General features: G+C 57.8%; 12 protein-coding genes, 1 tRNA gene and 1 pseudogene. 7 read left to right on the top strand and 7 right to left on the bottom strand.

Translation table 11 applies throughout. From position 1 onward, the window contains the following. Window positions 1-146 precede the first annotated feature (146 nt). From J2X35_RS09750 to J2X35_RS09740, 3 genes are read right to left on the bottom strand one after another with little or no spacing between them, the layout of a single operon-like run. Window positions 147-572 (bottom strand): DNA mismatch endonuclease Vsr, encoded by a 426-nt coding sequence (locus tag J2X35_RS09750; protein ID WP_310184669.1) that lies wholly within the window; start codon window positions 570-572, stop codon window positions 147-149. 24 nt (window positions 573-596) lie between these two features. Further along, window positions 597-1,994 carry a DEAD/DEAH box helicase gene (locus J2X35_RS09745; protein ID WP_310184667.1) on the bottom strand — a complete coding sequence of 466 codons (1,398 nt, stop codon included), beginning with the start codon at window positions 1,992-1,994 and terminating at the stop codon, window positions 597-599. Between the two features lies 1 nt (window position 1,995). Further along, window positions 1,996-3,231, bottom strand: coding sequence for a hypothetical protein (locus J2X35_RS09740; protein ID WP_310184665.1), 1,236 nt, complete (start codon window positions 3,229-3,231; stop codon window positions 1,996-1,998). A gap of 183 nt (window positions 3,232-3,414) precedes the next feature. On the opposite strand from J2X35_RS09740, the gene J2X35_RS09735 reads away from it, so the two are divergent. From J2X35_RS09735 to J2X35_RS09710, 6 genes and pseudogenes are all read left to right on the top strand, one after another. Further along, the gene (locus tag J2X35_RS09735; RefSeq protein ID WP_310184663.1) at window positions 3,415-4,689 is read left to right on the top strand and encodes a DNA cytosine methyltransferase; all 1,275 of its coding nucleotides are present in this window, start codon (window positions 3,415-3,417) and stop codon (window positions 4,687-4,689) included. A gap of 73 nt (window positions 4,690-4,762) precedes the next feature. Then, window positions 4,763-5,755, top strand: coding sequence for an HNH endonuclease (locus J2X35_RS09730; protein ID WP_310184661.1), 993 nt, complete (start codon window positions 4,763-4,765; stop codon window positions 5,753-5,755). Between the two features lie 239 nt (window positions 5,756-5,994). Continuing rightward, window positions 5,995-6,213 (top strand): annotated as a pseudogene (locus tag J2X35_RS09725) (hypothetical protein); the annotation flags it as partial. Between the two features lie 18 nt (window positions 6,214-6,231). Then, on the top strand, window positions 6,232-7,158 hold the full coding sequence (locus J2X35_RS09720) for a tyrosine-type recombinase/integrase (protein WP_310186090.1): 927 nt from the start codon (window positions 6,232-6,234) through the stop codon (window positions 7,156-7,158). A 58-nt stretch (window positions 7,159-7,216) separates the two neighbouring features. Then, the gene (locus tag J2X35_RS09715; protein ID WP_310184659.1) at window positions 7,217-7,654 is read left to right on the top strand and encodes a hypothetical protein; all 438 of its coding nucleotides are present in this window, start codon (window positions 7,217-7,219) and stop codon (window positions 7,652-7,654) included. A gap of 575 nt (window positions 7,655-8,229) precedes the next feature. Then, window positions 8,230-10,644, top strand: a complete 2,415-nt coding sequence (locus tag J2X35_RS09710; RefSeq protein ID WP_310184657.1) for a bifunctional DNA primase/polymerase — start codon at window positions 8,230-8,232, stop codon at window positions 10,642-10,644. A 269-nt stretch (window positions 10,645-10,913) separates the two neighbouring features. Here J2X35_RS09710 and J2X35_RS09705 read toward each other — a convergent pair whose 3' ends face one another. Beyond that, on the bottom strand, window positions 10,914-11,132 hold the full coding sequence (locus J2X35_RS09705) for a helix-turn-helix transcriptional regulator (protein ID WP_310184655.1): 219 nt from the start codon (window positions 11,130-11,132) through the stop codon (window positions 10,914-10,916). Window positions 11,133-11,247: 115 nt separating this feature from the next. On the opposite strand from J2X35_RS09705, the gene J2X35_RS09700 reads away from it, so the two are divergent. Then, on the top strand, window positions 11,248-11,547 hold the full coding sequence (locus J2X35_RS09700) for a hypothetical protein (RefSeq protein ID WP_310184654.1): 300 nt from the start codon (window positions 11,248-11,250) through the stop codon (window positions 11,545-11,547). Between the two features lie 20 nt (window positions 11,548-11,567). Here J2X35_RS09700 and J2X35_RS09695 read toward each other — a convergent pair whose 3' ends face one another. From J2X35_RS09695 to J2X35_RS09685, 3 genes are all read right to left on the bottom strand, one after another. After that, window positions 11,568-12,419 (bottom strand): DUF6551 family protein, encoded by an 852-nt coding sequence (locus tag J2X35_RS09695; protein ID WP_310184652.1) that lies wholly within the window; start codon window positions 12,417-12,419, stop codon window positions 11,568-11,570. A 190-nt stretch (window positions 12,420-12,609) separates the two neighbouring features. Continuing rightward, window positions 12,610-12,685 (bottom strand) — tRNA-Thr (locus J2X35_RS09690). 270 nt (window positions 12,686-12,955) lie between these two features. Further along, window positions 12,956-13,909, bottom strand: a complete 954-nt coding sequence (locus J2X35_RS09685; RefSeq protein WP_310184651.1) for a nitronate monooxygenase family protein — start codon at window positions 13,907-13,909, stop codon at window positions 12,956-12,958. Between the last annotated feature and the right edge of the window lie 14 nt (window positions 13,910-13,923).

Here is a 13,923-nt window from a genome sequence, read left to right as displayed (position 1 = left end):
CTCCATCGTTATTGCTGGTGACTTTCCCGCGCACCAGGACCTAAGATGCAGCAAATGCAAAAAACCAAGATTTTGAGCCCAAAAATTAGTGGTTGTTTCTACTGCTGATTCGGTAGGCTGAGAGATGGAACAGTAATAGCATTGCCTCATTTGGCTCCGGCCTCGCCAAGGAAGTGTCGAAGTATCTGCTCGATGGCGGTCGTGGAAGTAGTGATCTCGCATTCCCACAAGACTAGTACTCGCCACCCCGCATCTTCGAGTGCAGCGATATTTCTCCGGTCGCGCTCTATTGTCCGCTGAAGTTTCGGCTTCCAATATGTGGCGTTAGCCTCCGGGATGCGACCGGCGCGGCAGTCGGAGTGTTGGTGCCAAAAGCACCCGTGGACGAAGATCACTTTACGTCGGGGGCCGAAGACGAGATCGGGGTTGCCAGGCAAATCCCGCCGGTGAAGCCGGTATCGAAATCCCAGTCCGTGGACCGCTCGTCGAACCACGAGTTCAGGGGCGGTGTCCTTACCCTTGATCTTGCGCATGTTTGCGCTGCGTTGAGCCTTCGATATCCTATCGGCCATCATCTTCCTGTCGGGCTATTCCGATCAGTCCGGAAACTGATTGTTTGCGATCAAACCACACATCTCTTGAGGCGAGAGCCGGGAAAGTGCTTGAGGGGCGTCGGTGTCGGACAGCAGACTTCGCGCCATGCCCGACTTACGCTCCAAAGCCTTGGCGATAGCTTCATCTATGGTATCCGCGGCCACCAGCCGGAGGTAGCTCACCGGTTGGGTCTGCCCAATGCGGTGATTCCTATCCTGGCTCTGAGCATAATGATCGTAGCGCCAGGACATCGATTCATAGATGGTGAAGCTGGCCGATGTCAGCGTAAAACCGGTGCCCGCAGCGGCCGCGTTCGCGATAAGAATTCTCGTATCGGCATTGTCTTGGAAGCGCGCGGCGACTTCTTGGCGCTCGGTCGCCTCCACCCCACCATAGATAGCCACGGCGCCGTATTCGGAAAACCGGGCAAGCAGCGACTCAATGTTCTTAATGTACGTGGACCAAATAATTACCTTGCGACCGGGAACCGAAATTATGTCGCTGACGAGGCCGTCGAGAACTTCGAACTTGGCGGGCGTCTGACTCGCATTTGGCAAGAGTAATGCCGGATTGCTGGCTAACTGGCTGAGGCGGGTAAGCTGCGCGAGCGCAGTTGAAGCAAAGGCCCTATATTGTTCGCCGGACATCGCCTGAATGTCGCACACCATCTGGGTGCGCATTTCATCATAGAGTTTGCGCTGCCAAGGCGGCAGTTCGACCACAATATCGGTGAAGGACTTGGCCGGAAGATCGAGGCATTGCTCTTTGGTCCGGCGCAAGATTAGCCGGTCCAGAACGGGTTTGGCGAATCCGGCGCTCGGATCGTCCTCCACTCTTGCCATAAACGTTTCTAGCGATCCGAGCGAATGCGCTCCCGGCGAAATGATCTCCACCTGAGTATATAGGTCGGCAGGCGTGTTTGTGACTGGAGTGCCCGAAAGGAGCCAGCGGTACTCGCAGTGGGGAGCAAAATGCCGTATCGACAACGATGTCAGCGAGCGCCAGTTTTTTGCCGTATGCGACTCATCAAGCACAAGCGCTATCCGGTTCGCAGCGACCAGCGCTAAGATGGCGGTCACTTCTACCCTAGCAGTCTCGTAGCTTGTAATGATCACCTTGGCGGGCGAGTTGGCGAAAATGTGTCTCCTCGCCCTTGCACTGCCCTCGGCGATTTCGGCAGTGAGGCCAGGAGCGAACTTGTCGATCTCAGCCACCCAATTGCGCTTGAGGGAATTGGGGCAGATCACTAGCATCTTATCTACGCTACCCTCGGCGACGAGGCGGCGAAAAGAGTCGATGGCCACCAAGGTCTTGCCAAGCCCTTGTTCGAACGCGAGGAGACCCGCGCGTTCGGCCGTCAGGAAGGCGACGCCCTCCCGCTGATGCTGCATGAGATTCATGTTAGGTCGCCTTGCCGTGCTTTAGGTAGAGCTGATCGAAGTATTCGAGGGCTTCGCGGAATTCCTCCACGTCACTCGGGTCAAGAGCTTTCACGTCTGCCATGCTCACCTCCGTGAGGGAGATGGTAAATTTCCTCAGCGATACCCTGAACGGCCGCACGCCTGGCATAAGGTGCTGTTCGATCTGCGCAGCAGCCTGATTAAGCAGCTTAATCTCGTCTTCACCCAAGTCGCCCTCATCACGGTCAAGCGAGCGCACTACCTGCTGCCCGATGGAAGCGATCTTGGCCTTAACGCTGCTTGAGTTAGACTTGATCTCCAGCGCCAACCTGCCCGCTACGTGTTTCTCGCCGGATTTCAACTGGTCCCATTTCTCCGGGTCGTCATAGAACTCCTTCAGAAACCTTGCATCTCGATACTCCTTGAAGGCCTCATTGCGCACCATGTCGAACACGTCGGCCCGGAGGCTATCAAAGTTCGGGTTGTCGTATTCCCTGAGTTGTGATCCGATCACCCTGGCCTTGCTGATCTCTTCCAGCACGCTGAATTTTTCGGCGGCGATCTTTTCGCCCATGCCCTCGTCCTCATCGACGTGAACCACGTAGGCGTGCGCAAAGGTGTACGCATCCCTGAGCCGCTGTACCCAGGATACTGACTTCTCCATGTGCTGAGCCATCTCTGAAACGTTCATGAGCGCGCCCGACGTGGCAGTGCCCACAACGGCCTCATGGATGAACCTCGCCTCAATATAGCGCCCCCAGTCCCGCACGCCGGTTCCACGAACATGGATGCGGGCGAGAAGAATCGTCCTCTCACGCTCACCGAATTCTGGAGGAAGCAACTTCGCGCGGATACGGCGGAACTTGCCCTCCTTGATCCCCTTGGTGAACTTTCGATCAAGTTGCCGAAAGATGGTGAGGCGGGTCGCCCCCTCAAGCACCAGAGCCTTCGACATGTCATCGAAGCGCTGCACATACACGGGCTCCATCTGCCCGATGTCTTCGATGGACTTCAACAAAGTGTCATAGCCCCGCGAGTTCTGCAAAGCCGCCTCCAATTGGAGTTCGGACTTCAGCCCGCTCGGCGCGAGCAGGTTTTGAAGGCGTGGGTTCTCCGACCAGAGAGTGACGTCATCGTAAACGTCAAGCTCGACTTCCTCCAAATCCCAGTCCCTGCCGCCAATGCGTTCGACGTATTTCCGAGTCTTGGGCTTCAATTCCGTTACCGTGGCGTCCACATGTATCTCCTCTCATCGCTTGCTATGGCAAGTACGTAGCAAACGATGGCAATCTGGTCAAGCCACTCTTCATTTACCGCTTGATAACCCATTCCGGGCTATAAATATCCTTGCAATTGTTCTATATTTGTTCCAATAAGCGTTCGGTGATTCACACCAGGGTATTGGCGTCGTGGAGGCCGCGTGGATCATAAGAAGGCGAAGGAATCCCAAGAGCTAACGATCTACCCTGCTTCGCTAAAGCTGAAGAGTGGGGCGCCCACCTGTGTCGACTTATTTGCCGGCGCTGGCGGTCTGGCTGTGGGATTCCGGAAGGCCGGATGGAACGTCATTGGCGGAAATGATATCGATCCAGATGCCGGCGCTACGTTCCGGCTTAACTTCGGCGAGGCTGTATTCTTCGAAGGCCCGGTCTCATCGCTCACCACCGAAATAGTCTTGCGCGAGTGCGGTCTCGTACCCGGAGAGTTGGACTGCCTTATCGGCGGTCCCCCCTGCCAATCCTTCAGCTACAACAATCACCAACGGTCGGAGAAGAATTCGCGAGCGCGCTTATTTGAACACTACCTTCGCCTCGTAAAAGGCCTGAAGCCAAAAACGCTTGTGATGGAGAATGTGCCGGGCATCCTCACCATAGGCGACGGCAGCGTAATCCAAGAGATCAGGACCGAACTTAAGACGCTCGGCTATGAATGCGTTGTAAAGGTCCTATCAGCAGAGGAATTCGGAACACCGCAAGTCCGGCGCCGTGTTTTCATTGTTGGGAGCCGGGTGGGCAGTCCCGCTGAGATGATCCCTGCCGCTACTCACAGATCAGCGTCCAAGCCGGGTGTGAAGTCGGATTCAAATGGAAAACGGCTTAAGCGTTTGGTGACGGTGCAGAACGCCATCGGCGATCTGCCCTCAATTCCAAATGGCGGTGGTGAACTAGTCTCACATCGCGGCAGCACCAAGCCATTTTCAGGGTTCCAACGTGAGTCTAGGAAGGGCACGCGCAAACTCTTCAATCATGTCTGCCACGGGCTGACCAAAGTGAACCTTCAGCGTATTATACATGTGCCCGAAGGCGGAAACTGGCGCGATATTCCCCGTGACTTGTTGCCTGCCGGTATGCAGCGCGCACGCCTTTCGGACCATACGAAACGATACGGTCGCCTCGCAAAAGAGGGGCTGGCCTCGACGATTCTTACAAAATGCGATCCTCATTGGGGCGCCTATATTCACCCCACGCAAGACCGGACAATCTCCGTGCGTGAAGCTGCTCGTCTTCAAGGCTTCCCCGATTGCTTCCTATTTGCAGGTTCGAGTTTAGGTCGACATTACGAGCAGGTTGGAAATGCCGTCCCCGTCCCGGTGGCTGAAGCGGTCGCAACGGCCGCAATGACTCACGTTGTTGGGCGTAAGGTGAAGCCGAAGGTTCGGCCAAATGGCGAATCCGTGGTGAGGGTTGCCGCTTAGTGCCAGGGCAATTAGGCTGATGATGGAGCGATCGCATGCTTCATGCCTCAGCCTATCGGGTACCTAGCCACATATGCGCCAGTTCTGGTGGGTAAATCACAAACAGACAGTCCGGCAGGAGATTGAGGGCCAGTACCTTTGGTCTCCAAAAACGGAAAGTAATGGTGCGCGAAGCGAGTTTTACAACAACATGCGCCGCGCGTCGCCGGGCGACCTTGTTCTCTCCTATGCCGACCAAATGATACGGCACGTTGGCAGGGTAGCCGAGTTTGCCTTTACCGCCCCGAAGCCAGAGGAGTTCGGCGACACCGGCGCCTATTGGAGTAATGAAGGATGGCTCCTTCCGGTTTTCTGGACGCCGCTATTTCCGCCGGTGCGCCCAAGAGCTTTACTAGAAGCCATTAGGCCGTTTCTGCCTTCCCGCTACTCGCCACTTAATCCGGTTACGGGCGGTGGCAATCAGAAGGCCTATCTTGCAGGCATTCCAGAGCCGATGTTCGATGTTCTAACTGCTGGCACGACATTCAGTCGGGAAATGCTCGGTCGTGGCGGTTCGAATAGCCTCAACTATGAAGTGGTCATCGAGCTTCTTGAGGATACCGTTCAGCGCCAGATCGCTGACGACATGCAACTCGAAGATACGACCAAAAAGAGCGTCATTCTGGCAAGGCGCGGACAGGGTGCCTTTCGGGCAAATGTTGAGAGTGTCGAAAGCGAGTGCCGATTGACAGGCATTACCAATCCTACGTTGCTGATCGCTAGTCACATAAAGCCATGGCGGTCATGTCATTCTGCCCAGGAGCGTCTCGACGGTGATAATGGGCTTCTGCTAACGCCCGACGCGGACCTGCTCTTTGATCGGGGGTTCATTAGCTTCGAAGACAATGGCGAAGTTCTTGTCTCCCCCCGCGTTGATCAAAGAGACTTGCGCCGACTCGGCTTTGATCAGCTTGTAATGGAGCGGTTTGGGTTTGCCGAGGCACCCGCAATTTGGCGAACGAATAGTTTCAGTCCGCAAAAGTGCAACTATATGGCTTATCATCGCTCGGAAGTGTTCGTGTCTTAGGGCGACGTCACCCTGCCTGCTATCGGCCTGACATCGCTCACCGCAGGCTGATGCCACTGTGCTACGCGGGCTAAACTGAAGCTGCCGATGCTCATGTGCGTCTGATCGCGCGTGCGCAGGCGTTGGACGGCGTTTCATTGTGCTGGACCAGACTAGCAAATGCTAGATAAATATCTGATATTGCTTGTATTTTAAAGATGATTTGGTTAGTTTGAGTTGAGGCCAACAGGAGGTCTCAAATGCCTAACCTACGTCTTACCCGCCGCGCCATTGATGACATACCGTTCTCGGCAAGCGGCCAAATCCTTTACCGTGATACGCTGCTTTCTGGTTTCGGCCTTAGGGTAGGCAGCCGCTCCAAGGTCTATTTCGCCGAGGGGCAGGTGAACCGCGACACCCGCCGCGTCACCATTGGTCGTGCAGACCTGTTTGCGCCGGAGGTGGCCCGCAAGAAGGCACTGGCGCTGCTGGGCGAAATGGCCGAGGGCCGCAACCCCAACGAAGAAAAGCGCAAGGAGACGGTAGAGCGCGTCACTCTGGCCGTGGCCTTCGAACGCTTCTTCGAGGCGCGCAATAAACTGTCACCGCACACCGTCAGCAATTACGGGCGCACCGCCAAGCTCTACCTGAAGGCATGGCGCAAGAAGCCCATGAACCAGATAACCCGACAAATGGTGCTGGCTAAGCATCAGGAGATTGCCAAGACGCATGGCGAGGTGACGGCCAACAATGCGATGCGGCATCTGCGCTCGGTCTACAATTTCATTGCCGCCACCCAGGACGACTTCCCGCCGAATCCCGTGCTGATTCTTTCGCAGGCGCGGGCATGGTATCGCGAGCGGCGTCGGCAAACCTTGGTCACCGCGCTGGACCTGCCCATGTGGTGGAAAGCCGTCATGGCTGAGCCGGACTATTCCCGCGATTTTCTACTGACGGCACTGTTCACGGGAATGCGCCGGGGCGAACTGCTGAAGCTGCGCTGGGACAACGTGGACCTGCAAGCGCGGACCTTGCACCTGCCCACCACCAAGAATGGCGACCCGCTGAACCTGCCGCTGTCGGCATTCCTTGCGGACCTGCTGACCAAGCGCAAGGAGGCGGCGGACGGCTCACCTTGGGTGTTCCCCGGCCCCGGCAAGAACGGTCACCTCGTGGAGACCAAAAAGTTTCTGCTCCGCGTCACCACAGGGTCAGGCGTCAGCTTCACCCTGCATGATCTGCGCCGCACCTTTATCACCATCGCCGAAAGCCTTGACGTCCCCTACTACGCGCTCAAGCGGCTCCTGAACCACCGCGCCAACGGCGACGTCACGGGCGGCTACATCGTGGTCAATGCCGAACGGTTGCGCGTGCCGGTTGAACTGGTCGCGGCCCGGATATTGGAGCTTGCCAATGTCAGTTAGTGACTCCACTTACGTCGCAGCTTTCGGCGATGGCACAAGCGTTCTGGAACGGGTCCTGATGGCCGTCATCAATGCCCACACGACCGACGCGAGCGAGGGTCTTCAGGCGGAACGGCTTCAAACGGCGATGACGGCGCTGATCGGACCAGCGGCGCGGAATGGTCAGGATATGGAGCGGGCGCTGCTGTTTATGCGGCGACAAAGGCAGCGGGAAATTTGCGACGTCGAGATGCAAGCGCTGCGCTTATGCGCTGGTGCCCCAAGGTGTGCGCCCCGCACGGTCCCCGAACTTGCAACGCTCGCGGCGCGTGAGGTTCTGGGTTGCACCACCGCTGGCGAAGTGCGGACGACCGCCAGCGTCCTTTGCGAGATGTTCCGTAAGCACGGCAACAACTATGGCGCAGAAATTGACAACGTCAGGCAGGCGCTGGAGGCCGAAGCGGTGCAACGGCTATGTAACGAACTCTCCGAATGGGATGTGCCCACGAGGCTTTGAGGCCCTTCATCCGCGACGATGGCAAGCAGAATGTTGGATCGGCTTGCACCGCATTTCACACCCCGCAGGCCCTTCTTGTCTTTGTCTTTTCCACCTCGTATCTTGATCGGGCTTGGAAGCGCGTTCCTCTCCGGTTTTCCGGCGAGCGATACACCTAAAGCGGTTTGACACCCGCGAGGCCGGTAGCAGTCCGGGACCAAGTCGGCGAGACCAGGACAACGCGGAGGTCTCGTAAGCTAACGGGAGTTGCCCGCTTCTATGCGGGCCGAAGCCAGCGCCGAAGTCACTCACCCAAACATCAATTCGGCACGCCCGCCTTTCGATGGCGCGTGCCCAAAGGTGGAGTGGCCAGATGGCACATCCTGATATGCAAACACGCGCGCAAGCAGACGAATGGCTCTGCACGAAAGAAGTCGCTTGGCTAACCAAGCGGAGCACATCCACGTTCGAAAAGGCGAGACTCCGGGGACGCGGAAATAACCTGCCTTGGTACAAGGTGGGTGGACGCGTTCTCTATCGCAGGTCCGACGTTGAAGCATCGCTCGAATCTGGCCGTATGCCCGGAGGCGAAGGTCATGATTGATTTCAACCTCACTTCCGAAAAACAATTCGTTTCACCCGGCGATGCCGCCGTCTTTTACAAATCTCTGGGCTGGGAGCCACTTGTGCTCCCAGCCCGCGAAAAGGCCCCGAAAGGCAAGTGGGGAAGTGTCGCGGAAAGGGATGATGTCGATGTGTTCATGGCCTATGGGCCGGGAAGCAATGTCGGCATCGCGCTCGGCGACCGCTCGGGTGGCCTGATCGATCTCGACTTCGATTGGGCGGAAGCCTCCAAGGTAGCCAACGTCGTGCTCGGCCATTTGCCAAGCTTCGGCCGAGCCACCTCGCAGAACAGCCATCGCTTCGCGAAGGGGGAATTGCGCAAGAATATCCGTTTTCAAATCCCTGCTACGGCGCAGAACCTTTTTGATACCGATAAGGCGACGGTGCTCGAACTGCGTGGCGACAAGCTGCAAACCATGGTGCCGCCGTCCGTTCATCCGAATGGTGAACTTCTCCGCTGGAACGACGATCCGCGCCGTATTGCAGAAACTGATACAGCGGAACTGGAGCGATATGCCGGGTGCGTCGCCGCCCTCGCCGTGATTCTAAAGCGATATCCGCGCGGTTCAGGAAATCGCGACAATATATGTCTGGCGCTCACGGGCACACTTATTCGTGCGGGATTCACCGACGCGGAGATTGATGGCTGGGTCGCGCATATTGCGTCGCTTGCTGGAGACGAGGAAGCGGGCAAACGCGGTGGCAAGGCTACCGCGAGCCGAGAGAAGTTTGATGCGGCCGAGGAAACGTGGGGGCTGCCCGCTCTGTGCGAGTTTCTCGGCATCGAGCCGATGGAAAAGACCTTGCGGAAGTGGCTTGGCGTCGGGGACGACTACGATGGTGTTGACCCCAACGCCATAGTCGTTCGGCCCGGTGAACTTCCTCAGGCCGTCGACAGGGCCGAACAAGCGCTGATCGAAAAGGGTGTCGATATTTTCCAGCGCTTCGAGTCTCTCGTGCGCGTTGCGCGTATCGTGACGACCGCAGAAAGCGATGGCATCAAACGTGAAACCGGGGCGCTGGTGCTGCAAACGGTAACATCCACCTGGCTTCGCGAACAGTTCGCTCGTCATGCCCGATGGGCTAGACGGCAGAAAAAGGGGCTGGTTCTCGTCGATCCGCCGACTGAGGCCGCCACGGCCTACCTCGCTCGCGTGGGCAGTTGGAATCTGCGGTTTCTAAAGGGCGTCATTCAGGCACCGACACTTCGGGCGGATGGGTCCGTCCTTCAGGATAAGGGCTATGATCGCGAGACCGGTCTTTTGTACGATCCGGGACGTACAGAGTTTGCCCGAATTCCAGATCACCCGACTGAGGACGCCGCCCGCTCTTCTTTGGGACTGCTTAGGCGACCATTCCGCGAAGTCCGGTTCGACGGTGAACCCCACCGCAGTGTCGCGCTTGCCGCAGTCATGACGGCACTCGTGCGGCGCATGTTCCCTTCGGCTCCATTGTTCGCAATCGATGCGCCTACTGCCGGGTCCGGAAAGTCGCTGCTTTCCGAAATCGTGTGCATTATCGCGACCGGGCATAAACCGGCGATGATGTCGCAAGGCAAATCGGACGAAGAGAACGAAAAGCGGCTGTCGTCTGTGCTGATGGCCGGCGACCCCGTCATTGTCATCGACAATTGCGACCGTCCAATAGAGGGCGACTTCCTTTGCACGATGCTGACCCAAGAAAAGGTGAGGCCGCGCATTCTCGGTCGCTCCGAAGTCGCCAATGTACCCACGGGGAGCCTTGTGATCGCGACCGGCAACAATCTTGAGCTCGCCGGCGACGTTACGCGCCGGACTCTGTTTTGCCGGATCGACACCGGCGAGGAGCGGCCTGATCAGATCGAATACAGTTTCGACGCCATCGCTGAAACAACTGCAATGCGACACCAGCTTGTCGTCGCGGCACTAACGGTTCTGCGAGCCTACATTGTGGCGGGACGGCCAAGACCGCTCAAGAAAATCGGCTCGTTCGAACAGTGGGGGCTGATCCGCGAAGCCCTTGTTTGGCTCGATCAGCCTGACCCAGCGCTTACCCGCGAACTGGTGATGGCCGACGACCCACACAAGGCAGTGTTGGTTGATTTCCTGCGGCTCTGGCGGGACGTATTCAAGGACCGACAATTGAGCCTCAGCGAAGTCGCCCATATGGCCCAGGATGAAGGCCACGAAGGAGCGCAGGCTGTTATCAATGAACTGATCGCCAGCACCAACGGCAGGGTGTTCAACACGCGTAGTGCGGGGAAATTCCTCCGCAGGCATATGGGTCGGATTGCGGGTGGCCTGATCCTGAAGGCCGAGACCGACAGCTCTGGCATTAAACATTACCGAGTGCTCGAAGTGGGTCAGCGTCAAGAGGAACTGGAGCATCCCCAGAGCGCTCCGTTTTGAAGTGGGTGAAAGGCGGGCCGGTTTGTGCCGGTTTGCCGGGTTTTATTTGCCCGCTAGGCAGCGCACAAACCTGCCAAACCCCATCAAACCGGGGGCGGCGGGCCCCAAGGCCTAACCGCCCGCCGCGCGGCCCCTCTGACGCCCTTTGAGGGCCGCGCAACGGGTGGCGCTGGTGTGTAGCCGTGCAGGGCAAAACACGCCTGTGGGGCGCTCTGAAGGCCAGCATGGCGGGGTTATGGGCGGCGGCGTGGTTTGCGCGGGGTAGGACGTCAGCCAGTCCGGTCAGTCAACAGGTCCGCCGTCGTGGTCCCAAGTGCCTGCGCGAACCTGGCGACGACGGTAATCGTCGGGTTTCGCACCTGCCGTTCGATACCGGAGACATAGGTACGGTCGATCTTTGCACGGTCTGCAAGTTCCTCTTGGGACCAGCCTAGGAGCTTCCGGGCTCCTTTAATGTTTCGGGCAAGTATCGCGGACACGTCTTCCATGCGTGCCATTGATCGAGGACGCAGACGATAAGCCCACGGACGATGAGTCTCATTTCTGCTTTCGATTTACGATTGTTGACTATAGGCTACATCGCACTTGGTCTGGGGTGGTGCGATGTGGGATATATTCGGTCAAGCCTTCTCGTGGCTGCTGATGATCTTCTTCGGCGGGCAGGCCGTCATCTTCGTCGGCCTCGTGCTGTGGACGATCTGGACCGACTCGATAAAGCCGAGGTTGATCCCTGCCGACAACATCGCCCGCGTGGCTGACGACATTATCGCCAATTATCCCGACCCGGAATTTGAGGCTTTCGCCCGCCACGAGCGCGCGTGGTATGATAGCGACGGTGCGGAGCAGACGTATTGGTATCGCGTTCGGAAGGCTGTCAGGCGGCAACTGAGCGCGGGCCGGTGATCGACCCGCGCTTTATTCCGCTAAGCCGCTACGGATATGGGCGACCGACGCTTCTTGGTCTTGCGAAACCATACCGCTGCTAACGCTTTGAAATATGGCATTCTATGCGCATGAGCGAGAATGTTTGCTTCGTCCTCAGCGACGAGGAATAGATCAAATATCGCCTTTGACAAATCCTCCGGATCAAACTTTTGAGCGTGATCCTTGTCGGTCATCAGAAACTCCGCCGCTCGGATATGATGCATCGTGATCGGCGCGAGTTCGGCATTTGCGAGCACTTCCATTATCTGCCGAGCGCCCACAGCAGTTTGTCTGACTATTAGGCCACGTAGCGTCGAGATCGCAACCGTTTCCCTCGCATTGTATTTTGCGTGGCTTGGCGGCATGCTCAGGACAGTAACGCCCGCTCGTCGGCAAACCTGCTCTACCGTTAAGGCATCCTCATCTTCAGCAACGATGGCTGCCCGGAAAAGCTGTAGCGAGGTGACTCCAACCCTTTCCGTATTTTGTCCGACGAATGCCGCAGCTTGCTCCGCCGTTCGTGGCGCTTCAACGACCATAATCGGTATTTCATGAATATGGGGATTAGACGCAGCGGCGATCGCCGTGTGTTGGCCATCAAGCACCATGAGGACTTGCCTGCCCTCATATGGACCATAGGCACACACCGGAGGCTTGAATCGCGTCCAGCAAAAATTCTCGATAATCTTTAGTATCTGACGGCGACCGCGCTCTGCAATAGACCGCTGGTAAGCGCCGTCCACGAATAAAGTACGCGGATCGACCGCCCTAAGTTCGGGCATAGACGTCTTAGGCGAAAGTGGCCGCAGGCCGGTGATATCGATTGGTGTGATTGCTCGTATCGTTGTCATGCTATCCTCCCTTGCATCAGGAGTTTTTTTGCATGTTATCGCAACAGCAAAATCGAGCGATCTTCCTGATTACCGCAATCCTCGTAGTAATCCACAAGACCGACAATTAATCAGCCTGTTCACGCCGAAGTTGAAAAAGAGCTACAGAGCGTGCACGGTGAGATGCGAACCTGAGTTACTTGCTGAAGTGTGGTGCCGCTTAGGTGACTCGAACACCTGACCCCATCATTACGAATGATGTGCTCTACCAACTGAGCTAAAGCGGCTTAACCCTTCACACTGGCCATACTATGGCCCTACTAACTTTCACTCACCAGCCCCAACGCACTGGCTTCGAACGTCATTCTCTAGCGGACCCGCTAATTACGAATGATGTGCTCTACCAACTGAGCTAAAGCGGCCCGGAGGCTGTCGCCGTCCAAGATGCGGCGGTGATAGACGCAACCCCGCGCAAATTCAAGATGCGTTGTTGCCTTTCCTTGGCTCGATCATGGCAAGTGCGCCGTTGGCTTCGCTGCCGCGTCGCGCCCTTGCCGTCAGGCGGTGAGCCTGGCTTTTGCCTGCGCATATTCGCGGGCCAGCCTGTCGACCAGTTCCGCGGCCGGCACGATGGCGTCGACAACGCCAACGCCCTGGCCGCAGCCCCATATGTGCTTCCAGGCTTTCGCCGCGCTTTCTTCGAAGTTCATTCTGGACGGATCCGCCACAGGCAGATTGTCAGGGTCGAGCCCCTGCGCCCGGATCGAGCCTTTCAGGTAGTTGCCGGAAATCCCGGTGAACAGGTTCGAAGAGACGATGTCGGCGGCGTTGGAATCGACGATCATCTGTTTGTAAGCCTCAACGGCCCGCGCTTCCTGCGTGGCGATAAAGGGCGAGCCGATATAGGCCATGTCCGCGCCCATCGCCTGGGCGGCGAGGATCGCGCCGCCATTTGCGATGGCGCCGGAAAGCAGCAGCGGACCCTGGAACCAGCGGCGGATCTCCTGCACCAGCGCGAAGGGTGACAGCGTGCCGGCATGGCCCCCGGCGCCGGCTGCGACCGCGATCAGCCCGTCGGCGCCCTTCTCGATTGCCTTGCGGGCATGCCGGTCGTGGATGATGTCGTGCAGCACAACGCCGCCATAGGAATGGATGGCCTGGTTGACTTCTTCGACGGCGCCGAGCGAGGAAATGACGATCGGCACCTTGTATTTGACGCAGAGGCCAAGGTCGTGCTGCAGCCGGGCATTGGATTTATGGACGATCTGGTTCACCGCGAAGGGCGCTGCCGGGCGTCCGGGATTGGCGGCGTCATGCGCTGCGAGCCCCTCGGTGATCTCCGCCAGCCATTCGTCGAGTTGGGCTTCCGGCCGCGCGTTCAGCGCCGGAAAGGAACCGACGATTCCAGCCTTGCACTGCGCCAGCACCAGCGGCGGATGCGATATGATGAACAGCGGCGCGCCGACCACCGGAATGCGCAGGGTTTTTCGCAGGATATCCGGCAATGCCAAGGCGGCCCTCCATT

The sequence above is a fragment of the Mesorhizobium sp. BE184 genome (assembly GCF_031457045.1).
GTDB lineage: Bacteria > Pseudomonadota > Alphaproteobacteria > Rhizobiales > Rhizobiaceae > Mesorhizobium.
This window is presented reverse-complemented; position numbering and strand designations above follow the sequence as displayed.

What these genes read in the sequence shown, in the direction of transcription:
- J2X35_RS09745 (WP_310184667.1), bottom strand. Translation starts at nt 1,994, where the DNA reads ATGAATCTCATGCAGCATCAGCGGGAGGGCGTCGCCTTCCTGACGGCC.
- J2X35_RS09730 (WP_310184661.1), top strand. Translation starts at nt 4,763, where the DNA reads ATGCGCCAGTTCTGGTGGGTAAATCACAAACAGACAGTCCGGCAGGAG.
- J2X35_RS09715 (WP_310184659.1), top strand. Translation starts at nt 7,217, where the DNA reads ATGGCCGTCATCAATGCCCACACGACCGACGCGAGCGAGGGTCTTCAG.
- J2X35_RS09705 (WP_310184655.1), bottom strand. Translation starts at nt 11,132, where the DNA reads ATGGAAGACGTGTCCGCGATACTTGCCCGAAACATTAAAGGAGCCCGG.
- J2X35_RS09720 (WP_310186090.1), top strand. Translation starts at nt 6,232, where the DNA reads ATGGCCGAGGGCCGCAACCCCAACGAAGAAAAGCGCAAGGAGACGGTA.
- J2X35_RS09695 (WP_310184652.1), bottom strand. Translation starts at nt 12,419, where the DNA reads ATGACAACGATACGAGCAATCACACCAATCGATATCACCGGCCTGCGG.
- J2X35_RS09750 (WP_310184669.1), bottom strand. Translation starts at nt 572, where the DNA reads ATGGCCGATAGGATATCGAAGGCTCAACGCAGCGCAAACATGCGCAAG.
- J2X35_RS09700 (WP_310184654.1), top strand. Translation starts at nt 11,248, where the DNA reads ATGTGGGATATATTCGGTCAAGCCTTCTCGTGGCTGCTGATGATCTTC.
- J2X35_RS09710 (WP_310184657.1), top strand. Translation starts at nt 8,230, where the DNA reads ATGATTGATTTCAACCTCACTTCCGAAAAACAATTCGTTTCACCCGGC.